This window comes from Streptomyces phaeolivaceus, from assembly GCF_009184865.1.
Taxonomy (GTDB): Bacteria; Actinomycetota; Actinomycetes; order Streptomycetales; family Streptomycetaceae; genus Streptomyces; species Streptomyces phaeolivaceus.
This window is the reverse complement of sequence record NZ_CP045096.1, coordinates 4280689-4303998: the sequence shown is the minus strand read 5'-3', so window position 1 is coordinate 4303998 and position 23310 is coordinate 4280689. Positions and strand designations below refer to the sequence as shown.

Sequence of the window (23310 nt, the reverse complement as noted above, 5' to 3'; positions counted from 1 at the left end):
CGGATCAGCTTTTCAACAGCCCTCGGTGTTCCCCCTTTTCGGAGGTCCTGGCCGGATCGGTCGGCGTGGGCAGGTCGGCAGTGCTGTCGGGTTCTGGGAGGTGGCGGGTGCGGGTGTCGGTGATGGTCAGGAAGGCGAGGGCGGCCATGGACAGGGTGATGTGGCGGTGCCAGGCGTCCCAGGTGCGGACTTCGTAGTGGTCCAGGCCGCAGTCGGACTTCGCGGTCTCGAAGCAGTCCTCGATACTCCAGCGCAGGCCCATCACGCGCACGATCTCGCCGATCGGGGTGCCGGCCCTGGCGTGGACGGCGAAGTAGGCGATCCGGGTGGGGTCGGTGACCGAGCGCCGCACCAGCAGGAGATGGACGTAGCCGCGGCGGGGGCCGCCCTCGGCGCCGCCGGGCCAGGTGACCTCGGCCAGTGCCCAGTCGTAGGAGCGCGGCCCCTTGGCGCCGGCTCCGCACGAGCGGCGCTCGAACAGGAGCGGGACGGCGGCGGCGAACGCATCCACGCGCAGGTTTCCGGTGCCGCGGGTGTGCACGGTCTCGTCGACCGGGACGGCCATGACGTAGGGGATGCGGCGGCGTTCGAGGGCGGCACGGAGCTTGCGGTCCTGGCCGTAGGCACTGTCGGCGGCCACCCATCCGAACGGGACCCTGGCCCGGCGGCACCGTTCGACCATGCGCCGCCCCAGTTCGGGCTTGGTGACCACGGCCTTCGCGCGGGGGCGGGGGATGCGCTGGAGCTGGCAGCGACCGGCGTCCTCGCACCATGCGGCCGGCAGGTACAGCTCGCGGTCGATCAACGCCCTGCCGGTGTCGGTGGCGTAGGCACAGAACACCGCGACCTGGCAGTTCTCGATCTGCCCGGTGATCCCGGCGTACTGCGGGGCCACCCCGGCCGACATCCGGCCCTTCTTCAAGAACGCTGTCTCGTCCAGCACCAGCACCCCGTCCGGGCGGGCCAGGAACTGCACGACGAACAACCGCAGAGCGTCGCGGAGTTGATCCGCGCACCAGGTCGAACGCGCCAGGAACCACTGCACCCGGTCCGGCGTCGCGTGCCCGACATGCTCAGCGATCTGCCAGCCGTTTTTCCGCTCGACCGGCGCGATCAACGCCTTCACATACGACATCGCCATCCGGCGCGGCTCGACCCGCCCGAAGACCCCCGCCAAAGAGGCGAAGAAGTCATCGAACCAGCCCGCCCAGACCAGCACCGCCCGTTCCGTATCCACGAACCGGACAACGCGTCACACACGGACCGGACACGGGAACGAGTCACGGCTGTAGTACTAGACACTCGCATCCTCGCAGGTCAACGGCACCTTTCTGCTATCGGGGCGTCAGGTCACCCAACTCCGCTGAATACCCAGGGCTAAAATGAACCCGATACGTGGGCCCTCAGCTGACGTGTCGCGGGTGTCGCCGGACCCTGGCCGGTCCTGGCGGCACCCCTTCTCTTGCGCACGTCCCTGGGGTGATACGGAGCGATCGTCACCTGGCCGTCGTGTGGTCCTCCGGAAGCTTCAGGAGACGGTAGACACCCCGGCGGACGTTCTCCACACGGCCGGCCTTGTGTAGTTGCGACAGCGCCGCGCGGACCGCGTTGTTCGCGACCTCGGGCCGCAGCGCCCACACCTTCTCGTAGATCTCGGGAACCGTGATGTCCTTGCCCGGCTCCAGCACGTCCACGATCAGATGGGCGAGAGTCCCGGAAGACGCCGGACCCTGCGGGTGCGTGGCATCGGCCCCGGGTTCGGCGGCGTCGGTCGGCGGTGTGTCGGTGAGGCCCAGCTCGGACGCGTAGGACTCGGCGGCCTGGACGGTCGCCAGGACCGCCTCGTACCGCTCGGCCGCGACGCGCTGCTCCCCGAGCGCGACACGCTGACCGTCGAGTGCCTCTTGCAGAATCCGTTCGGCCTCTGCGACGGCCGCCGCAGTGTCGGCCACTGCGGTGTCGGCCTTCTCCAGCTGGGCCCGCTCGATACCGACGATCTGCTGCAGATGGGCGATGAACGGCAGCGTGAACTTCGTGTCCGAGTCGCTCAACTCACCCTCCTCATCCGCGTGCGAGACCGAATCCGCCGCACCATCCCGGCCCCTTGCATGTGGCGTGCCGAGAGGCTAACCGGTCTGTGACCAGCCCTACCTGATGACTCGTCATGCTGCGCGAAGGGCCAGGTGACCCACTGCGCAGGACCGATTGAGCATGATCATAAAGCCTAAGAGGCGCTGCTTGTACGCGGGTTGGCGAATCGGAGCCCCGGAGGAATCCCCAACTGTCGCATTAGTGAGGGTATTTGCTCTGTGCGCAAGGAGCAGGGGCGGATGTCTGCTGCCTTGAGGGTTCCTGAGGGAGGCGGCCGGAGTGGTGGCCGGCAAGGGGGGGGTGCCGCGGTGTGCACTGCTTGGCAGGACCCGTACGGCCCGGCTTTCTCCACCGGGTTCCGGCAGGGCCCGGCGGCCTTTCGGTCTGCCGAAAGCAGCCTTGGCCGCATGGCACGATGCGGGCCATGCCCCGCAGCAACAACGACAAATTCCCCCTCTTCTATGTGACGGACGGTCCCTGGCCCCAGGTGGTCCTCGCTCCCACCGCCCCACTGAGCGCACACTGCGGTCTGCTGCTCGCCCGTGACCTGGACCGGACGATGCGATCGCGCGAGCTGTCCCTGCGGGGCCTCGCTGAGATGGCACAGGTCGCCCACTCCACCGTCGCCCGCGTCCTGAACGGCGAGGTCCTCCCCGACATCGGCACCCTCACCAGGCTGGAGGACGCCCTCGACTTACAGCTCTGGCCGGGGCCGGCCGCGGTCCGGGCCGCCGCTGCGGGCGGGACGGCGAACCCCGGGAGGCTGTGACGCTCTTTGCTGTGTGGAACGGAGCGACAGCCAGGCTGGGGGCGGTGCCGGTGTGGACCGTCGGGGGGCCCTGGCGCAGGATCGACGTTGAAACCTCCATGGCGAACTGGCCCGTGGCGGTTCAGGAGTCCGACCGTCCTTCATGTCAAGCGGTTCAACGTGAACGTGGACGATCGCGGGCTTCGGCGTTCTCCCCGCCCTCCACGGGCTTCGGCAGCCGCCTCATCTGTCTCGGTGGACGGACAATAGCCTCATGGCGATCAGTGACATCTCCTTCTGGCGGGCCTCGATGTTCGGTGAAAAGGACCTTCGCCAGGTTCTGTACGGCGAATTGACCAGGATGAAGAAGGAAGTGCAGAGCTGGCTGGCGGATGACCTGCTGCGGACCTCGCAGACCGAGATCGTCGACCACCTGGTCCAGAAGTACAGCGTGCCCTGCCCCGTCCTCGACCGCGAGGGGATCCAGCAGCTTCCGGTCGGGGAGGAGATCGTGGTCGTCCCCGACATTGCCGGTCGCCCCCACGAGCGTCAGCTCACGGTGCTGCAGATCGCGGTCCCCTTTCATGGGGAGGCGCGGGTCTTTCTGCTCAAGCCCAGCAGGCATTCGATGCGTGACTGGTACACGACGGTCGCCGAGAACGAACTCCGCATCCGCTGGAGCGGGCCACCAGGGGACATCGACGCGGCACGCCGCCGCTTCGAGGAGGAACTCGAAGCCGTGGAGAAGCACTTGGGCTGGGCACGGGAACTGATCGACCCTCATAACGCGGAGCTGGGCGCCCTTTCGATACGCCTGCTCGCCGAACGTCGGGCCAAGTTGCTCGCCGACCGCGGGATGGAGGCGGCACTCGGGTTCCCTGTCCGGCAGCGGCAGGGGGCGCCCTTGCATGCCGTTCCGGTCAACCGCCCCAGGATCACGCCTCGCCCGCGCCCTGACGGGTCAGGTCCGTACCGGCCTGAGCCCGAGTTGTCCGTCGGCGACTACGAGGCGGCCATCAGGGTCATCGTCCTCTTCCGCAACGGGCTGGAGCGGAGTCTGCCCACCGCAGCCAAGATGGGTGAGGAGGACATCCGGAACCAGTTGCTGTTCACGCTCAACACGCACTTCGAGGGGCAGGCCGCGGGCGAGGTCTTCAACGGTCATGGGAAGACCGACATTCTCATCCGGGTCGACGACAGGAACATCTTCATCGCCGACTGCAAGAACTGGAAAGGCCCCAAGGCGATCACCAAAGCGCTCGACGAGCAGTTGCTGGGACGTTACCTCGTCTGGCGTGACAGCAAGGCGGCCCTCCTGTTGTTCATCCGCGAGGGAAACCCCGGCGAAGTCATCCGCAAGGCGGCCGACTGCATCGGCCGGCACCCGCTCTGCAAGGAGAAGCTCCCTTCCAAGGAGGACGGGCGGCATGACTTCGTCTTCGCCTCCGCGCAGGACGACGGCCGGGAGATCCGTCTGGCGTTCCTCCCCTTCGTGCTTCCGTCCGCCCCACCCTCCGGCCCTTGACGTCAGCCGCTCAGTGCCTGTTCATCGCGGGGCCGAGCGGTCGACATGGGAGCAACCTTCGCGCACCGGGCCCTCTACCGGCACATCCGACTACTTCGGCTACTTCAGGACAATCACCTGGAGTGGTGCTTTGGCCAGGTTGCGCCGTACCTGAAGCCTGACCGGTCTTCCGTCCTGCGGCGCACGGTGCACGACCCGGCCCGGCACTTCACGACCTGGATCCGAACAGGCCGGATCCGCCCGCTTGATAATTACTCATTCAGGTATGTGGCAAATACTTTCGATTGCCGACCTGTGAACGGACATCCACCCTGATGTGTCGACTATGTCGTCGGCCTCTGCCCGCCCGTCGAGCGGGGGTAACGGCACTGACCATGGGGGACGCGTTGGACATCATGCAGGTTGCGGGTCTGGGGGCTGCGGCCCTGGTCACCGAGATGGCCAAGAGCACGTGGGAATCCGTGCGGGGCGGTGTGGCCCGGCTGTTCCGGCGGGGTGGGGAGGAGAGTGCCGAGCAGGAGCTGCGGCTGGTCGACGCGGCGCGGCAGCGGCTCGTCGACAGCGCCGAGAGCGAGCGCGGGACGGTGGAGGAGCGGCTGCGCGGGGAGCTGGTGATCCAGCTGGCGGCGTTCCTGCAGAAGCATCCGGACGCGGCACAGGAGTTGCGGGACCTGGTCGGCCAGTTCAGGGGAGACGGCGGGCGGGACGGGGCGTCGACGAGCGTGCACCACAACTCCCACAGCCAGGTCGTCATCTCGGCCGGTGACATCAACGCGTCGGGTGGCTTCCACTACCGCGCGCCGGAGCAGAGCCGGTGAGCGAGGGGACCGGTTCCGGGGCCGTACCGCCGCCCCCGTCATCACCACCGTCGTCCTCGCCGTCCTCGCCGTCCTCCGCCGTGATCCACCCGGAGCCCGCCGGTTTCCGGGTGGAGGTGGGCAACAACCAGAACTCGAAGATCATCGTGGCCGCGGGCTCCGTCTCGATGACGAGCAGACCCCAGCTGCCGGTGGCCGACATCCCACAGGCCGAGCTGGACGCCGTACGACTGGCATGGGTGGACGTGAGCGTGCGGGACGGGAGCACACGGACCGCGGCCAGGGCGCTTGAGCGGCTGACCGGGAGCGGGCCCCGGCTGGCCGTCGTCGCCGGTCCTCCGGGATACGGCAAGCGCACCGCCGGGATCAAGGCCCTGTGGGAGGTCTCCAGGGCGGAGGAGAACGCCCGGGGGCAGGCATTGAGCCTTCGGGAGATCGTGCCCGACTGGGAGAGGCCGGGTTTCCCGGACGTCTCGGTGCTGCCCGACGAGCCGGGTACGGGCTATCTGCTGGACGTGGCCGCGGAGATCGGTTCCTGGCAGAAGCCCGGCAGCGTCGCCGAGCAGCTGGTGGGTTACGCGGAGGGGTTGAGGTTCTCGGGCTCCTTCCTCGTGGTGATTGCCGACGAGCACGGCTGGCCCGAGGCGGTCTCGGGTGCGGTCGCCGGCGTCGTCGCGCGTGCCACGGCCCGGCCGTCCGCCCACCGGGTGGCCAGGGCGCACCTGGAGTACGTGCATCGTCGGCCGGACCGGGTCCGCTGGCTCGACACCGTGCCGCCGGACAAGGACACGGATCCGGGCGGTGAGGCGGCGCACCTGCTGACCGACGGCAGCCGTCCGGCCGATGCGGCCCGGCTGGCCGCCACCCTCGCCTCCGCCGACGACTCCCCGCAGAGCCTGGACAGGGCCGTGAGCACCTTCCGGGAGTGGCGCTCGGACGTGCGGAGTGTCTTCGCGAGCACTGAGGACAACCCGGACGACCGTGCGCTGCTCGTCTCCTCCCTCTTCCTCGACGGCAAGGACGCGCTGACGGTGCAGGACGGCGCCCGGAGCCTGCTGGGCGAGGACCGGGAGACCGATGTCCGCACGATTCTGACCGGGCCGGACCTGACCAGCCGGCTGACGGCGATGGGGGCCGAGGTCCGCGGGCGGATCGTTTCCCTCGGCCACAAGCCCGGATACGCCCGTGCGGTCCTGCTGCACCTGTGGCAGCAGCGCGCAGACATCCACCCGCACCTGCTGCGCTGGCTGGACACCGTCACCTCGCCCAGAGGCCCGGGCGCCGACCGGCTGGCTGCCATCGGTGACCTCCTGGTCGAACTGGCCGTCGCGGAGAACGACATACGTGTGGTCAGGAAGGTGCACGCCTGGATCGACAACGGTGACGACAGCCCCGGGCACCGCGAACTGATCGCCCGAGTCCTGACCGTCGCCGCCGAGGCGGACACCCTGGGCGCCGAGGTGCGGGCCCTGCTGCTGGACTCCGCGCAGGAGTCCTCGGAAGCGGTCGCGACCGTCGTCGCCCTGGTCTGCCAGGGCGCCTTCGCCCAGCACTACCCGCGCCAGGCCCTCGTCCGGCTGCGGCACGTCCTCGACCGGCCCGAACCGGACGAGGCCGTACGGACGGCCCAGAGAGCGCTCAGGGACATCGCGGCCCGCGAAGGCCAGTTGCCGCGGGTGTGGAGCACCGTCATCAAATGGGCCACCGAGAAGAAGCACCTCGCCGGGCACCGGGCGTTCCTCTCCCTCCTGGACCCCCGCGCCGACCCGTATGTCCTGCAGGTCATGCTGGCCGCCGCCGAGCAGCAGGACGACGTCAGGCAGGCGCTGGTGCGGGGATGGAACGCGGCACTGTCCGACAGCCGCGTCGACGCCGAGTGCCGGGAGCTCCTGCTCGCCTGGGCCCGGGCACGGCAGGCGGGGCAGGTGCCGGCGCGGTTCGTGGCGGAGATCCTCGACGAGGTCGTCACGGAGCACCTGTACTCCTCGCCGATCTCCGCTCTCGTCTTCGGAGAGCCCGGTGTGGCGCACGACGAGGCGGTGATCGAGCTGCGCAAGGAACTGCGCCTGCCCGCACCCCTGTCTGCCGGGGCCGGGAGACTTCCGCGTGAACACGCTCCCGCGGAGTTCTGAGCCGTGGCCTCCTCGGCATGGGCGCGCCGCCGTACGCGCCGGGCGGTACGGCGCGGCCTGACCCGCTTCGAGGCCCGGCTGCGCAGCGCCTGTCCCGGCATCGGCTTCACCGCGCGGATCACGGCCACGGTGCTGACCCCACCGCCCTACCCCGACACGGACGCGGAGATCGCCGCGGCGGTACGGGGCGCCCTGCGAGAGGCGGCGGCCGATGTCTCCCAGTCGTGCGACCCGTGGGACCTGCCCTCCGCGCGGGATGCGGTCGGCCGCCACCTGTCTCGTCGGCGCCGATTGCCGACCGACCCTCCGGTCGAGTTCCGGGCCGAGGTCGCCCTGGACCTGGCGCCCGACGACCGGGCCGCCGTGGCGGATCTGCTCGCCGCGCAGCGCGGGCAGGCCGTGGCCGACGCCCTGCGCCGGCAGAGGACCGACGCGGTCGCGGCGGAGCTGGCCGATCCGGCCGCCCTGCTGCTGCGGTGGATCGAGCGGGATGGCAGCGACTGGTCCAGGCTGTCGGCTGTTGTCACTGATGCCGAGAAAGTGGCGGAGGTGTTCGCCCGGCACCGCCCCGCACACGAACGGACTGTCGATCACGAGGCGTTGGAGGTGCTGCGGGAGTTCCTCGGCAGCTTCCCCGACCCGTCCCAGAAGCTGATGCTCTACACGCTGCTGGCGGCCGGCATGGATCACGCCAAGCGTCCGCAGCACGCCGCGAAGACACTGTCCCTGCTCAACGGGCACGCGCAACTCGGTGAAACGGGGGGTGGGTGAGCACCTCGGTGTGGCGGTGGGTGCTGGCACCGCGGACGAGCTGGCGGGCATGGCGGCTGGTACGGGCGAGTGGCGGGGGGCTTGCCTTCGACACGGCATGGCGGCGGGCCAGAATCGCGACTCACCCCGAGGAATGGCCCTATCTGGAGCGGGGACACCGCGCCGGGGAAAGGGCAGTGAACAACCCCACTCGGCGGCGGTGAGCGGGACTCCCGGGCTGGGGGAGCGACGGCCGCGCCTGCCGCCCGGACGTCGCCCGAGCCGGGCCGGTGAAGACACCAGGCCCGACTCGGGCAGCGGACGGCGGGTCAAGGCGCCGCATTCCGGCGGTGGGACCGGGAGGCCGGCTCGTGCCCGCGCCGCCACGCCACCCCCACCGCGCGTACTACCAGTTCGGCGACCAGCACGGTGGACGCCGTCGCCGCGCACACGGCCCACTGCCCGGCGTCGAGCGGCACGGTGCCGAAGGCGTCGCGGGCCCAGGGGAGGTGCACCGCTGCGGCCTGGATGGCGAGTACGCCGGTCAGGCACAGCCACAGGGTGCGGTTGCGCAGTTGGTGGCGGCCCAGCAGGGGGCCGCCCTCGGCGCGTGCGCACAGCGCGTTGAAGAGCTGGAACAGGACGAACGTGGTGAACGCCATGGTCAGGGCGGTGTCCGTGCCGACGCGGGGGCGGGCCAGGGCCAGCAGGGTCACCGTGCCCAGGGCCATCACCGCGCCGGCCCGGGAGATGGCGAGGAGGCGGCGGGCGTCCAGGATGCGTTCGCCGGGGTCGCGGGGCGGGTGGCGCATGTCGTCGTCGCGGGCCGGGTCGACGGCCAGGGCCATCGCGGGCGGGCCGTCCATGATGATGTTGATCCACAGGAGCTGGGCGGCGGTGAGGGGGGCCGGCAGTCCGGCCAGGGAGGCGCCCAGCAGGGTCAGGATCGCCCCGAAGTTGGTGGCCAGCTGGAAGCGTACGAACTTCACGATGTTGCCGTAGATCGCGCGGCCCTCGCGCACCGCCCGCACGATGGTGGAGAAGTCGTCGTCGGTGAGGACCATGTCGGCGGCTTCCTTGGCCACGTCGGTGCCGCCGCGCCCCATGGCCACCCCGATGTGGGCGGCGCGCAGCGCGGCGGCGTCGTTGACGCCGTCCCCGGTCATGGCGACGACGTGGCCCCGGCTCGCCAGCGCCCGTACGATCGCGACCTTGTGCTGGGGTGCGACGCGCGCGAAGACGCCGATGTCGTCGATGCGGGCGGCGAGTTCGTCCTCCGTCATACGGTCCAGGTCGGCGCCGGTGACGACATCGCCGGTGATCTCCAGTTCGCGGGCGATCGCCGCCGCCGTGTCCGCGTGGTCCCCGGTGATCATCTTGACGGCGACCCCGGCCGTCCGGCACAGCGCCATGGCCTCACGTGCCTGCGGGCGGGGCGGGTCCGCGATCCCGACGGCCGCCTGGAATGTCAGGGCGGGCAGGGCGGAGGCGTCGTAGGCGGCCGGGGGCTCGTCGAGCAGCGCCGTGGCCGCGCCGAGTACGCGCAGGCCCGCGCCGCCCATCCGCGAGGTGACGGCCAGGAGTTCGCCGCGGCGGGGCTCGTCGAGGGGGCGGACGCCGTCCTCGGTGACGATGTCCGCGCACAGGTCCAGCAGGACGTCCACCGCGCCCTTCACCAGGACACGGGTGCGGCCGTCGGGTTCGGGGTGGAAGGTCGCCATGTACTTGGTGGCCGCGTCGAAGGGCAGTTCGCCCGTGCGGGGCCGCTCGGCGCGCAGGCGGTCGGCGTCCAGGCCGGCCTTCGCGGCGAGGACGACGAGTGCGGCCTCGGTCGGGTCGCCGACGAAGCCTGACCCGCCTGCGTCGCTCTCGTCCGTGAGGCGGGCGTCGTTGCAGAGGGCGAACGGCAGCAGCGCATCCGTCAACTTGACAGCTCGCACCGGCTGTTGGGTGCCGGATGTGTGTATCTCGCCGCGCTTCGCGTATCCCTCGCCCGTGACGTCGTAGTGCTTCCCGGCGGTCCACAGGGACCGTACGGTCATCTCGTTGAGGGTGAGGGTGCCGGTCTTGTCGCTGCACACGACCGTGGCCGAGCCGAGCGACTCCACCGCGGCCAGGCGTTTGACGATGGCGCCCCGGCCGGCCATCCGGCGCACCCCGAGGGCCAGCGTCAGGGCGAGTACGGCGGGTAGGCCCTCGGGGATCGCGGCGACGGCCAGGGCCACGGCGCGCAGCGCGAGGTCGGACAGCGACTCGCCGCGGACCAGTGCGGTGAGGGCGTACAGCAGCACGGCGACCCCGCTGAGCAGGGCGAGCCGTTTGCCGAGGCTGTCGAGCTGGATCTGGAGGGGGCTGGGCGGTTCGGTGCCGGTGCGCAGCTCGGCGGCGATCGTGCCGAGCTCGGTGTCCATGCCGGTGGCGGTGACGACGATCTCGGCCCGGCCGCGGGTCAGGGAGGTGTTCATGAAGAGCATGCCGGTGCGCTCGGCCACCGGTACCGGGTCCGGGATGTCCGGGGCGGTGGCCGCGGTGTTCTTCGTGACGGGCTGGGACTCGCCGGTCAGGGCGGCCTCGGCGGCCTCCACCGACTCGGCGACGACGAGCCGCCCGTCGGCCGGGACCCGGTCGCCGGCCTCCAGGAGGACGAGGTCGCCGGGGACGAGGGTGTGTGCGGCCACGACCTGTTCCGTGCCGTCGCGGCGGACCCGGGCCGTGGGCACCAGCATCCGGCGCAGGGCTTCGAGGCTGCGTTCGGCGCGGCGCTCCTGGAGGTAGCCGAGGACGGCGTTGATCTGGAGGACGACGGTGATGACTATGGCGTCCTTGAGGTCTCCCATGGCGGCGGCCACCACGGCGGCCAGGAGCAGGATGCCGATGAGCCAGTTGCGGAACTGGTCCAGGAACTTCAGCCACTCGGGGCGGCGGGCGGGTTCGGCGAGCTGGTTGGGGCCTTGGACGGCCACCCGTTCGGCGGCGGCCTCTGTGGCCAGGCCCGCTGCCGGGTCGACGCCGAGCAGGGCCGCCAACTCTGCGGGGGCGAGCCGGTGGGCGTCCGTGGCCGCTGCGGGACGGGGTTCGGCGGCTCCGGGGTGTGCGGTCTTCGTGAGGGTCGTCGGCTCGGCCATGGTGAGTCTTCCTCCGGTCGGATCACGGCGACGGGTCGGTCCGCGTGGCGAAGGGCCGCCCGGCGGGGCATCGAGCTCGGCAGCCCGGTCCCGTTTCCCTCGGCTCAGGCTCTCCTCACGCACGGTGGCCGGGACAGGGCCGGTCGGTCCCCTGCGGCACACCGTCCGGCCCTGTCCCGGCCGTTGCCCGTCCCGTGACGCTGGTAGCCAGGACAAGACCGTGCTGCGCGGCCGGGTGTGACGGGTCGCGCCAGACCGAGGAGGTTTGCCATGACCGGACCTGTCGGCCCCGTCGTCGTCGGACTCGACGGCTCCCCCGCGAGCGTGACCGCCGCATGGTGGGCCGCCGACGAGGCAGCCCGCAGGCGGCTGCCCCTGGTCCTGCTGCACTCGTGGACCACCCAGCCGCTCAACGTGCCGATCCCGCAGGAGGCCCGCAGCAAGCAGCAGTACGGGCGGGACGTACTGCGGCGCGCGCAGGCCGAGTTGCTGCACCGCCACCCCGATCTCGACCTGACCACGGAGCTGGTGTCGGAGCCCGCCGCCAAGGCGCTGCTCGAACGCGCCGCGGACGCGGCAGTGCTGGTGCTCGGCTCCCGTGGGCACGGCTCGCTGGCCGGCTTCCTGCTCGGTTCCATCAGCCTGCACGTGCTGGGCCTCGCGCCGTGCCCCACTGTCACCGTCCGGGCCGGCGACCTGGCCGTGGAGGAGAGCTGGGAGAACCCGGCCGCAGCGGAACGGGACGAGGTGGTGGTGGGCGTACGGGACCCGGAGGCGGCCGCGGACCCGGTGCTGGAGTTCGCGTTCACCGCCGCGCAGGCGTACGGCGTCGGTGTGCGTGCCGTACGGGCGCGCGCTCACGAGGGCAGGGCCGAGGCCGAGGAAAGCGCCCTGCTCGGTGCCGCGTTGGCGCCCTGGCGGGAGAAGTTCCCCGACGTGCCGGTCGTCGTCGAACAGGTCGTCACGGGTACGGCCGCGCAGGCTCTGGTGTCCGCCTCCGCGCGCGGCCGGCTCATGGTGATCGGCCGCCGTCGGCACACCTCGCCCCTGACGTGGAAGCTCGGGCCCGTCGCGCACACGGTGCTGCACCACGCCGTGAGCCCGGTCGCCGTGGTCCCGCACGACTGACACCGACAGACAGAAAGGAAAAGGAGGGGCGGGCCGCTGGAAGCGGCCCGCCCCTCCTTTTCCCTGTTCGTCCGGCATCACTGACAGGTCGTTCAGTCGTGCGGCACCAGCACGACGGGCCGGGGCACGTGGTGGATCAGCGCGTGCACCACCGGACCGGTGTGCGGGCCGACGCCGACACGGCGCCTGCGGCGGCCCACGACCAGCAGACCGGCTCCCTCCGCGGCCCGCACCAGGACGTGCCCGGCGCGCCCCTCGTGCAGGGTCTCGTGGACGGTCACGCCTGGGTACTTCGCGCGCCAGGGTTCGAGGAGCGCGGTCAGTTCGCGTTCCGCCTCCTCCCTGATCCGCGCCCGTTCCTCCGCCCCCGCCACGCCCCGGCTGAGCGGCACGTGCCAGGCGTGCACCGCGCGCAGCGGCGAGTGCCGGAGTTCGGCGGCGCGGAAGGCGAAGTCCAGGACGTCGTCGCAAGGGCCGTCGGTGTCTACAGCGACCGCTACCTCCCGGTAGGGAGTGCGGGCCGACGCCTTCCGGGGACCGTCGGACAGGTGTTCGTCCGCCTCGGTCTCGGTGGCGCGGACGAGGACGACCGGGCGGTCCACGTGAGCCATGGTGGCGCCCGCGACCGACCCGGACATGAAGGCACCGACCCCGCCGAGCCCCTGGCTTCCGATGACGAGCAGCTCGGCGTTCTCCGCCTCGGCAAGCAGCGCCGGGCCGGGCTGCCTGCGTACCTGCTCGGCGGCGATGTACAGCCCCGGGTACCGGTCGTTGAGGTGTTCGACGGCTGTGCGCAGCACCCGGCGTGCGTGGTACTGCGGTGCGCGCAGCTCGGGCAGATCGGCGTCGCCGTCGTCCTCGGGCAGGCCCTCCCAAGCGTGCACCAGACGCAGTGGCAGTCCCCGCAGCAGGGCTTCCCGGGCCGCCCAGTCGGCCGCGGCGATACTCTCGCGCGAACCGTCGATACCGGCCACGACAGGCTTCAGCATGGTCGTCAACTCCCTTTGTTGTCAGGTATGTCGGCGTATCGCCGATGTTGGTGCAGTTGGTGTTCGGTGAACCCTCACAGATGCGGTACGACGGCCACGGGACAGCCGACGTGTTGGATCGCCGCGTGGGTGACCGGCCCGGTGCGCGGGCCGAGCGGCCGCTCGGTGAGGCGGTGGCCGACGACGAGGAGACTCGTTCCGGTCGCGGCCCGTACGAGCGCGGTGGTGGGCCTGTCCTCGACGACGCTCTCCAGGACCTCCACGTCGGGGTACTTGTCGCGCCACACCTGAAGCACGGCCTTGAGGAAGCCCAGCCACTCGTGGGACTGCTGGGGCTCCTTCACCAGTCCGACATCCCCGGCACCGAGGCTCAGCGGACCGGGCGCCTGCCAGGCGTGCACGGCCCGCAGACGGGCGTGGCGCAGCCGGGCCGCCTCGAAGGCGAACTCGATGACCTCGTCGCACGCGTCGGAGAGGTCGAGGGCGAGGACGACGTCCCGGTATCCGGTGTCCGTCGAAGGGCTCCCGTCGTCCTGGTCCGGGAGGTGCTCGTCAGCCGCCTCCTCGTCCGCCCGGACCAGGACGACGGGCCGGGTGGCCCGCGCGACGACGCCGAGCGCGACCGAACCCACCAGGAACCCGGTGAAGCCGCTCAGCCCGCGCGAGCCCAGCACCGTCAGTTCGGCCTGGTCGGCGACCTTCAACAGGGCCGCCGTCGCGGGCCCCTCGACCTGTTCGTCGGAGAGGTGGACCTCCGGGCACACGGCACGGATCCGCTGCTCCGCCTGCCGCAGTGAGCGCCGCGCCAGATGCCGCTGGGCCGCGTTCGCGATCTCCCTCTCACCCTCCTCCTGGCGCGGATGCCAGTTCCAGGCGTGCACCAGAAGCAACGGCCGCTCACGCCGTACGGCCTCGCGGGCCGCCCTCCCCCACTGCCTCAAGGGCGTGGGAGGTGCCCCCATGGCGGCGGCCAGGCTCTCGGCTGAACCGTCGACTCCGGCGACAACGGGCAGCACCATCACGACACCTCCGGGCTGGTCGGCTCTTCGTCCTGCTTCCAGCCTGGCGCCGCGACCCGCGCGCGGGGATGGGCTGCCAGGTCCCTTGCGGGGGCCGACCGGCCCTCGTCCAGCCCGTGCGCTCTGCCCCCGGCCCGTCCCCGGCCGGGCGATCAGTCCGTCAGGGCCAGTCGGCACGTCTCGCCGGGCGCCACGGACACCGTGCGGTCCGGCAGCCGGATGTCGATCGGCGCGCGGTCGGACGGCGGCACCTCGACCTCCAGGCACCCGTGCTCCAGCCGCAGCCGTACACCCCAGTGCCCCTGGTAGCGCAGGGAGAACGTGTACGACGACAGCTCGGGCAGTGGCACCGGGTCGAGCCACAGCGCGCCCTCACGGGTCTCCAGGCCGGTCAGTCCGCGCTGTACGAGGTCGAGGGTGCCGGCCATGGCGCCCAGGTGGATCCCCTCTCCGGTGGTACCGCCCTGGAGGTCGGCGACGTCACCGAGCAGGGCCTCCTGGCAGTACGCCCAGGCGTCCGCGCGCCGGGCCCGTGCCAGCACCCAGCCGTGGACCAGACCGCTGAGGGTGGAGCCGTGGCTGGTGCGGCGCAGGTAGTACTCGACAGTGCGCTGCCACCGGCCGTCGTCGAGGCGGTGGCCCAGCCGGGCGAGGAGGGAGCGGAGTTCGGCCGGTGAGAAGAGGTAGCCGAGCATCAGCGCGTCGGCCTGCTTGGAGGCCCGGTAGCGGTTGACGGTGTCGCCCTCGGCCTCCAGGATCCGATCCAGACGGCGGATGTCGCCGTACCGCTTCCGGTAGCCGTCCCAGTCGAGTTCGGCGAGGTCGCCGTAGCCCTCGAACTGGCTGATGACGCCGTCGTGGAAGGGCACGTGCAGGGTGCGCGAGACGTCCTCCCACTGTTCGAGTTCGCCGCCGTCCAGGCCGGTGCGTTCCGTCAGTTCACGTCTGCGCGGCTCGGGCAGGGTGCGCAGCAGGTCCAGGGCACGGGTGAGGACCCAGGCGGCGGTGACGTTGGTGTACGCGTTGTCGTCGAGGCCGGGCCGCTCGGCTTCCGGGTAGGCGTCGTGGTACTCGTCGGGGCCGACCACCCCCCGAATACGGTGGCGGCCCATGTCCTCGTCCCAGACGGCCGAGTCGGCCCAGAAGCGGGCGATCTCCAGCAGCGTCTCGGCGCCCTTGGTGTGCAGGAACTCGGTGTCACCGCTGGCCTCGCAGTACCGCCACACGTTGTACGCGATCGCCGAGCCGACGTGGTGCTGGAGCCGGGAGTGGTCCGGCAGCCAGCGCCCCGAGCACGGGTTGAGATGCAGTTCCTGTGTCTCCTCGCGGCCGTCGCTGCCGCTCTGCCACGGGTACAGCGCGCCGCGCCGGCCGATGGCGCGGGCCGAGGCGCGGGCCCGGTCCAGACGGCGGTGACGGTAGCGCAGCAGGGCGCGCGAGACCTCGGGGAAGTGCAGGTCGAGATAGGGCAGGACGAACAGCTCGTCCCAGAAGACGTGCCCGCGGTACGCCTCGCCGTGCAGTCCCCTCGCCGGTACCCCGACGTCGAGGTCGGCGGTGTGCGGGGAGAGGGTCTGGAGCACGTGGAAGAGATGCAGCCGCAGGACGCGGCCCGCTTCCCCGGGCACGTCCAGCTCGGCCCGCCGCCACAGCTGGTCCCACGCCGTCAGGTGCGACTCCAGCAGTTCGTCGAAGCCGGGCGCGGCGCCCACCCGGTCCACGGCCGCGCGCAGCGGGTCGCTGATCGCCGGGTCGTGGGAGGTGTGCACGGCGACGGTCTTGTCGACGGTCACGGTACGGCCGGGGGCCAGCCGCAGGTGGGCGCGCTGCACCGCGCGCCCGGACCGGTACGCGTCCGACACCGGCCCGTCGCAGGTCAGCCGGGCCGCCATCGCGATCCGGATGTCCGAGGTGCGGGTACGGCAGCGCAGCCACACCGTTTCCGGGGCGGCGCTTCCCGCGTGCGCATGCGTCAGATGACGGCCGTCCAGGTCCCGGTAGCGCGGCACACCGGAGTTGGTGACATTCCCGTCGAGCGCGGCCTCGACATCGAGTTCCCCGGTGAAGCCCTCGGCGGTGAACTCGGTGCGCAGGGCCGCCAGATGGGGGTCGGCCATGTGCAACAGCCGCTGCTGGCGCACCGCCAGCACCCGCCCGTCACCGAGCCCGTACCGTGTCCGGCGCTCCAGCAGACCGCAGGACAGGCGCAGAACGTGCCGGTGGTCGAGGACTTCGGCCGTGTCTGGTGTCAGCCACTCCTTGCGCCCGGCGGGCCGGAAGCGCAGTGGCAGCCAGTTCGGCAGGTTGACCATGTCCTCGTTCTCGACCCGCCGCCCGGCGACGTCCGAGGTGAGCCGGTCGTAGCAGCCGGCCGCGTAGGTGCCCGGGTAGTGCACGTCGTCCGCCGCGCACTCCGGGAGCGCGCCGCGCGTGGCCAGGTAGCCGTTGCCCAGGGTGCACAGCGACTCCCGAAGGCGCTCGGCGGAGGGATCGTAGCCGTCGTAATCCCAGGTCCAGGACGTCACCGGCGTACCCCTTCGTCTTAGTCTTCGCTTTCTTCTTCTTTTTCGTTTTCATCCGGTTCGAGCAGTTCCGCGAGATCGGGTACGACGATGTCGGCGCCGTGCCGCAGCAGGGCCGCCGCCGTGTCGGGGCCACCCGTGCGGTTCACACCGACGACCAGGGCGAACCCGCCGCGTCGGCCCGCCTCGACACCGGCCAGGGCGTCCTCCACGACCGCGCAGCGCCCGGCCGGCACGGCGAGGCGGCGCGCGGCCTCCAGGAACAGGTCGGGGTGCGGCTTGCCCGCGAGGCCCAGACGGGCTGCCTCGCCCCCGTCGACCAGGGCGTCGAAGAGGTCCAGCACACCGGCCCGGGTGAGCAGTTCACGGGCGTGGCGGGAGGCGGAGGCCGCGGCGAGCGGTGTCGACGCCCGGCGCAGGGCCCGTACCAGCCGGACTGTGCCGGGGTAGGCGTCGATGCCGTGCGCGCGCAACCGCTCGGTGAACAGCCGCTCCTTGTGCTCCGCGACGGCGCCCACGGCTTCCGGCGCCGGGTCGAGACCGCGTGCGGCGAGGAAGGCGGCGGCGCCGTCGAGTCGGGACCTGCCGTCCACGTACCGCAGGTAGTCGTCGCGGGCGTCGAAGGGGCGCCGTTGCGCGGGGTCGGCGGGCGGGTGTGTGGCCAGGTGGTCGTCGAAGGCGGTCTTCCAGGCGGCGGCGTGCACGCGGGCGGAGTCGGTGATCACCCCGTCGGTGTCGAACACGACCGCGTCGACGCCCCGCAGCGCGGGCGCGAGTACGTAGGGGGGCCGCTCGGTCAAGTCTCTTCTCCCTCCTCCGCCCGCCGTGCCAGCCTTTCGCCACGTCCAGGATCCCGCTCCCGCCCCGGGGAAGCGCGTGGGCCGAACGGCCTTCTCAAAGGCGCGGCGGGGAACCGGCGCTTCACCGTGCGCGCAGGTCGGGGTCGAGGTCCGGACGGCGCAACGGGCCCTCCAGCTCGCAGTCCACGTCCACCACGCCTTCGACGGCCCGCACCAGGCGGACGAGGAGCGGAATGAGGGTGGTGTCGCGGACGTGGCCGGTGAGGGTGACCACGCCGTCACGTACCTCCACGTCGACGGGGCGTACGGGAACCGCCAGCAGATGGGTCGCGATCTCGCGGCGCACATCCGCGGCGATCTCCTCGTCGCCGCGCAGGAACACGTCGAGCAGGTCGGAGCGGCTGACGATGCCCTTCAGCGTCCCCGCGGCGTCGACCACGGGCAGCCGCTTGACCCGGTGGCGGGCCATCAGCCGGGCCGCCCGGGCGAGGGTGGCGTCCGCGGTGACGGTGACCGCGGGGCTGGTCATCAGCTCTCCGGCGGTCACCGCGCGGGCCTTGGCCCGCGCGGTCGCGTGCCGGGTCCGGGCATCCGCCGGGTCTCGGTCGCGGAACGCCTCCTTCGGCAGCAGGTCGGCCTCGGAGACGACGCCGACGACCCTGCCGTCGGCGTCCAGCACGGGCAGCGCGCTGATCCGCCGTTGCCGCAGGGTCCTGGCGATGTCCTTGAACTCCGCCGCGTCACGCAGGGCGACGACGGTACGGGTCATCACGTCGTCGACGACGTACGGGGTGCCGGGCATGGTGTCCTCCCGTGGTGCTCCGTGACACCTCCAGGGTCGGACATCCCGGGGACCGGCGCTTGGGCCGAGCGGCCCATACTCCTCGTCGCGTCGGCCTCCTCGAACGCCCTCCCCGCTAGGCAGGCGCGACGGGCACCCACCACACCAACGCCGTGCCCCCGCCCTCCGGGCTGCTCAGTTCCAACTCGCCACCAAGCTGCTGTGCCCGTTCCGCCATGTTGCGCAGGCCGCTGCGGTGGCCGTCGGCCGGGATGCCGACGCCGTTGTCGGTGACGGTGAGCCGTACGCGGCCGGAGCCGGCCGTGAGGGCGATGTCGGCGCGGTCGGCACGGGCGTGGCGGGCGATGTTGGTGAGGGCCTCGGAGAGGACGGCGACGACGTGGTCGGCGGTCTCGCGCGGCACGTCCGTGTCGATCAGGCCCTCCATCCGCACGCCGGGCGCGAAGCCCAGCACCGGGGCCGCCTCACCGGCGATCCGCACCACACGCGCCCGCAGCCCGGTCCCGTCGGCCCCGTCGCGCGAGCGCAGGCCGAAGATGGTCGACCTGATGATCTTGATGGTCTCGTCGAGGTCGTCCACCGCGCGCACCACCCGCTCGGACGCCTCGGCGTGCTCGATGAACCGGCCCGCGCTCTGCAGCGTCATGCCCGTGGCGAAGAGCCGCTGGATGGCCAGGTCGTGCAGGTCACGGGCGATCCGGTCGCGGTCCTGGAGCACCGCCACCTCCTCGGCGTCCGCGCGCCGCTCCGCCAGCTCGATCGCGACCGCCGCCTGCGCCGCGAAGCCCTTCAACGGTTCGATCTCCTTGCCGGAGAACGCCGTGGCGCCGGCTTCCCGGACCAGCAGCACGACGCCCCTCACCGCCCCGGGGTCCGTCCCGATGGGCACCGCCACGGCCGGGCCGAGTCCGGCAAAGCCTCCGGGCTCGGGCGACACACGCTCGTCGTGCGACACGTCACCGCTGGTGACGGGGGTGCCGGAGGCGAAAGCCTCACCGATCAGGGTGCCCTCCCCGGGCACCACCAGGCCCCGGTGCGCCTCGGAGTCCGTCCCGACCGCGAGTTCCATGACGAGTGAGCCGGTGTCCGCCATCGGCACCGCGACCACGGCCAGCGCCGCACCGGTGATCTCCCGGGCCCGGTCGGCGATCAGCGCGAGGACCGTGCCCTGCTCACCGCCGGACATCAGGGTGTGGGTGATCTCGGCGTTCGCCCGCAGCCAGCGCTCGCGCAGCCGGGACTCCTCGTAGAGGCGGGCGTTGTCGATGGCCACCCCGGCTGCCACGGCCAGCGTCGACGTGACCGAGACGTCCTCCTCGTCGAACTGGACCCCGCCCCGCTTCTCGGTCAGGTACAGGTTGCCGAAGACCTGCTCGCGCACCCGGATCGGGACGCCGAGGAAGGTGTTCATCGGTGGGTGGTTGGGCGGGAAGCCGTAGGACGCCGGGTGTTCGGAGATCTTCGCGAGCCGCAGCGGCTCCGGGTGGTGGATCAGCTCGCCGAGGATGCCGTGGCCCTCGGGGTAGGGGCCGATCCGGGCGATCTGCTCCTCGCTGACGCCGACGGTGTGGAAGGCGGACAGTCGCTTGCCGTCCGGCCCGATCACGCCGAGCGCGGCGTACTCGGCGTCGACCAGTACCGCGGCGGCCTCCACGATGCCCCGCAGGGCCTGTTCCAGGTCCAGCTCCCGGCCGACGGACAGCACCGCCTCCAGCAGGCTGTGCACCCGGTCCCGGGTGCCGCGCGCGGCGTCCAGGCGGGCCTGGAGCTCCTCCAGCAGCTCGTCCAGCCGCAGCTGCGGCAGCCGTACCCGGGCCCGTTGGGTCTCCCGGGGCTCTTCGGGGCTTCCCACCTGCGTCTCCTCCGCTCCCCGGGGCGGGCTGACACCGGCCGCTCCGGTCAGCGGCCACGCTACCGGCGCGGGGCGCGCGGTGGTACGGGATCGGGCCTTGTTCACGGACCGTCCGGTGACCGTCTGGGGCCGTTCGGCCCCTGGGGGAGGGACGGACAGCACCTGCCGGGCCGCGGCGCGGACGTCCGAAGCTGAGGGCACGTCCGACCGGAGAACCCGAGAACCGGAGAGCCGGAGCCGGGAAGACCCCGGCGTACCGGTCCGTCCAAGCCCCGAGCCGAGGAGTACGGCGTCATGGTCCGTTACGTGTACGACTTCCGCGAGGGCCGCCGGGAGATGGCCGACCTGCTGGGCGGCAAGGGCGCGAACCTGGCCGAGATGACCCGGCTGGGCCTGCCGGTCCCGCCGGGTTTCACCGTGACCACGGACGCCTGCCGGGCCTTCCTGGCCACGGGCGCCGAGCCGCCCGGCATGACCGTGGAGGTCTCCCGGCACCTGTCCGCCGTCGAGGCGGGCGCCGGCCGCCGACTGGGCCAGCGGGACGACCCGCTGCTGCTGTCCGTCCGCTCCGGGGCCCGCTTCTCGATGCCCGGAATGATGGAGACGGTTCTCGACATCGGCCTCAACGACGACTCCGTGCTGGGATTGGCCAAGGCCACGGGAAACGACCGGTTCGCCTGGGACTCCTACCGCCGGCTGGTGCAGATGTTCGGCGCGACGGTCATGGGCGTCGACCCGGCCCTGTTCGAGGAGGCCATGACCCTCCTCAAGGAGGCCCGTGAGGCCCCGGACGACCTCCACCTGGACGCGAACGATCTGGCCTGGCTCGTGGAGACGTACAAGCGCCTGATCCGCGACGAGACCGGGGAGGAGTTCCCGCAGTCCCCCGCCGAGCAACTGCGCCGGGCGATCCTCGCGGTCTTCGACTCCTGGAACGGCGAACGTGCCCGCCTCTACCGGCGCCGTGAACACATCCCGGACGACCTCGGCACCGCCGTCACCGTGCAGCGCATGGTCTACGGCAACCTGGGCGCCGACTCCGGCAGCGGCGTCGCCTTCACCCGTGACCCGGCCACCGGCCGCCCCGGCCTCTACGGCGACTACCTGCCCAACGCACAGGGCGAGGATGTCGTCGCGGGCATCCGCAACACCGTGCCACTGGCCGAACTGGAACGGTTCGACCCGACGTCGTACGCCCAACTCCGCGACCACATGCGCACGTTGGAGACCCACTACCGGGACCTGTGCGACATCGAGTTCACCATCGAGCGCGGCCGGCTGTGGATGCTGCAGACCCGGGTCGGCAAGCGCACCGCCGAGGCCGCGTTCACCATCGCCGCCCAGCTCACCGACGAGGGGCTGATCACCACGAACGAGGCCCTCGCGCGGGTCGACGGCGACGGGCTGGCCCGGCTGATGTTCCCGGCCTTCGACACCTCCGCGGCCGGTGCGGCGCTCGCCCACGGCATCCCCGCCTCGCCGGGCGCGGCGGTCGGCGCGGCGGTGTTCGACTCGGCGGAGGCGGTACGGCGGGCTGCCGCCGGGGAGAAGGTGGTCCTGGTCCGCCAGGAGACCACCCCCGACGACCTGCCCGGCATGATCGCTGCCCAGGCCGTGCTCACCAGCCGGGGCGGCAAGACCAGCCACGCGGCCGTGGTGGCCCGGGGCATGGGCAAGGTCTGCGTGTGCGGGGCCGAGGAACTCACCGTGGAGGAGCGGCGGTTCACCACGCGCGGCGGTGTCGTCATCGAGGAGGGCACCGTGATCTCCGTGGACGGTTCCGCCGGCGCGGTGTACCCGGGGGCCGTGCCGCTGGCCGACTCGGCCGTCATGCGGTTCCTGGAGCGCGGGGGAGAGCGATCGGCGGGCGTGGTCGACACCGTGGCCCGTGCGCTCGAACACGCCGACTCCGTACGGCGGTTGGAGGTGCGGGCCAACGCCGACACCCCGGAGGACGCGGCCCGCGCCCGCCGCTTCGGCGCCCAGGGCATCGGACTGTGCCGTACCGAGCACATGTTCCTCGGCGAGCGCCGCAAGCTGGTCGAGGAGATGATCCTGGCCGGAGACGACACGGAACGGGAGCGGGCGCTGGCTGCCCTGCTGCCGCTCCAGCGGGCGGACTTCACCGGCATCCTGGAGGCGATGGACGGCCTGCCCGTCACCATCCGGCTCATCGACCCGCCGCTGCACGAGTTCCTGCCCGACCGCACCGAACTCGCCGTACGCGTCGCCACGGCCGAGCAACCGGACGCGCACGACGTCGAGTTGCTCGATGCGGTCAACCGCATGCACGAGGAGAACCCGATGCTCGGCCTGCGCGGCGTGCGCCTGGGCTTGGTGATACCGGGACTGGTCGCCATGCAGGTACGGGCCGTCGCCGAGGCCGTCGTGGCCCGCACCCGGGCCGGAGGCTCCCCGGAGGCCGAGATCATGGTGCCGCTGGTTGGCGCGGTCGAGGAGCTGCGGATCGAGCGGGCGGAGGTCGAGCGGGTCCTCGCCGAGGTGTCCGAGGAGTCCGGCGTTCCCGTGCGCTGCCCGGTCGGCACGATGATCGAGCTGCCCCGCGCCGCCCTCACCGCCGGCAGGATCGCCGAGGAGGCGGAGTTCTTCTCCTTCGGCACCAACGACCTCACCCAGACCACCTGGGGCTTCTCCCGCGACGACGTCGAGGCGGCGTTCTTCTCCGCCTACCTCGACAAGGGCGTCTTCCCCGCCTCGCCGTTCGAGACCCTCGACCGCGACGGAGTGGGCCGCCTGGTCCGCATCGCCGTCGACGAGGGCCGCGCCACCCGGCCCGGTCTGAAGATCGGCGTCTGCGGCGAACACGGCGGCGACCCGGCCTCCGTGCACTTCTTCCACACAGCCCGGCTGGACTACGTGTCCTGCTCGCCCTTCCGGGTGCCGGTGGCGCGGCTGGAGGCGGGGCGGGCGGCGCTGGCCGGGACCGAGGGGAGCGACAGCCGGTGAGAGCCCGGCACCCCGCACAGACGGAACAACCACCAAGAGGAG

16 protein-coding genes are annotated in these 23310 nt (G+C 71.9%); 7 read left to right on the top strand and 9 right to left on the bottom strand.

Annotated elements, in window-relative coordinates:
- Nucleotides 1–4: 4 nt before the first annotated feature.
- On the bottom strand, nt 5–1237 hold the full coding sequence (locus F9278_RS20095) for an IS701 family transposase (protein ID WP_450372093.1): 1233 nt from the start codon (nt 1235–1237) through the stop codon (nt 5–7).
- Between the two features lie 259 nt (nt 1238–1496).
- Complete coding sequence (locus F9278_RS20090; protein ID WP_152169604.1) at nt 1497–2051, bottom strand: helix-turn-helix domain-containing protein; 555 nt, start codon at nt 2049–2051, stop codon at nt 1497–1499.
- Nucleotides 2052–2515: 464 nt separating this feature from the next.
- On the opposite strand from F9278_RS20090, the gene F9278_RS20085 reads away from it, so the two are divergent.
- From F9278_RS20085 to F9278_RS20065, 5 genes are all read left to right on the top strand, one after another.
- Complete coding sequence (locus F9278_RS20085) at nt 2516–2860, top strand: helix-turn-helix domain-containing protein (RefSeq protein WP_193241554.1); 345 nt, start codon at nt 2516–2518, stop codon at nt 2858–2860.
- Between the two features lie 253 nt (nt 2861–3113).
- A complete protein-coding gene (locus F9278_RS20080) occupies nt 3114–4364 on the top strand; it encodes a hypothetical protein (RefSeq protein WP_152169602.1) in 1251 nt (416 codons plus the stop codon).
- Between the two features lie 374 nt (nt 4365–4738).
- On the top strand, nt 4739–5182 hold the full coding sequence (locus F9278_RS20075; protein WP_152169601.1) for a hypothetical protein: 444 nt from the start codon (nt 4739–4741) through the stop codon (nt 5180–5182).
- Nucleotides 5179–7314, top strand: a complete 2136-nt coding sequence (locus F9278_RS20070) for a hypothetical protein (protein WP_152169600.1) — start codon at nt 5179–5181, stop codon at nt 7312–7314. Before F9278_RS20075 ends, F9278_RS20070 begins: the two co-directional genes overlap by 4 nt.
- Before the next feature lie 3 nt (nt 7315–7317).
- Nucleotides 7318–8085 carry a hypothetical protein gene (locus F9278_RS20065; RefSeq protein ID WP_152169599.1) on the top strand — a complete coding sequence of 256 codons (768 nt, stop codon included), beginning with the start codon at nt 7318–7320 and terminating at the stop codon, nt 8083–8085.
- Nucleotides 8086–8393: 308 nt separating this feature from the next.
- On the opposite strand, the gene F9278_RS20060 is transcribed toward F9278_RS20065, so the two are convergent.
- Nucleotides 8394–11189, bottom strand: coding sequence for a cation-translocating P-type ATPase (locus F9278_RS20060; RefSeq protein ID WP_152169598.1), 2796 nt, complete (start codon nt 11187–11189; stop codon nt 8394–8396).
- A 270-nt stretch (nt 11190–11459) separates the two neighbouring features.
- Here F9278_RS20060 and F9278_RS20055 point away from each other — a divergent pair, with 270 nt between their 5' ends.
- Complete coding sequence (locus F9278_RS20055) at nt 11460–12317, top strand: universal stress protein (RefSeq protein ID WP_152169597.1); 858 nt, start codon at nt 11460–11462, stop codon at nt 12315–12317.
- Nucleotides 12318–12409: 92 nt separating this feature from the next.
- On the opposite strand, the gene F9278_RS20050 is transcribed toward F9278_RS20055, so the two are convergent.
- The 6 genes from F9278_RS20050 to F9278_RS20025 form a co-directional block, all read right to left on the bottom strand.
- The gene (locus F9278_RS20050) at nt 12410–13306 is read right to left on the bottom strand and encodes a universal stress protein (protein ID WP_152169596.1); all 897 of its coding nucleotides are present in this window, start codon (nt 13304–13306) and stop codon (nt 12410–12412) included.
- A gap of 74 nt (nt 13307–13380) precedes the next feature.
- Nucleotides 13381–14325 (bottom strand): universal stress protein, encoded by a 945-nt coding sequence (locus F9278_RS20045; RefSeq protein WP_152169595.1) that lies wholly within the window; start codon nt 14323–14325, stop codon nt 13381–13383.
- A 152-nt stretch (nt 14326–14477) separates the two neighbouring features.
- Nucleotides 14478–16850, bottom strand: coding sequence for a glycoside hydrolase family 65 protein (locus tag F9278_RS20040; protein WP_152169594.1), 2373 nt, complete (start codon nt 16848–16850; stop codon nt 14478–14480).
- A 17-nt stretch (nt 16851–16867) separates the two neighbouring features.
- The gene (locus F9278_RS20035; RefSeq protein WP_152169593.1) at nt 16868–17647 is read right to left on the bottom strand and encodes an HAD family hydrolase; all 780 of its coding nucleotides are present in this window, start codon (nt 17645–17647) and stop codon (nt 16868–16870) included.
- Between the two features lie 121 nt (nt 17648–17768).
- Nucleotides 17769–18449 (bottom strand): CBS domain-containing protein, encoded by a 681-nt coding sequence (locus tag F9278_RS20030; protein WP_152169592.1) that lies wholly within the window; start codon nt 18447–18449, stop codon nt 17769–17771.
- A 115-nt stretch (nt 18450–18564) separates the two neighbouring features.
- Entirely contained in the window at nt 18565–20301 is a 1737-nt protein-coding gene (locus tag F9278_RS20025) for a sensor histidine kinase (protein WP_152169591.1), read from the bottom strand.
- A 294-nt stretch (nt 20302–20595) separates the two neighbouring features.
- Between F9278_RS20025 and ppdK the strand changes: the two genes are divergently transcribed.
- Nucleotides 20596–23268, top strand: a complete 2673-nt coding sequence (gene ppdK / locus F9278_RS20020; protein WP_152169590.1) for a pyruvate, phosphate dikinase — start codon at nt 20596–20598, stop codon at nt 23266–23268.
- The last annotated feature ends 42 nt before the right edge of the window (nt 23269–23310 follow it).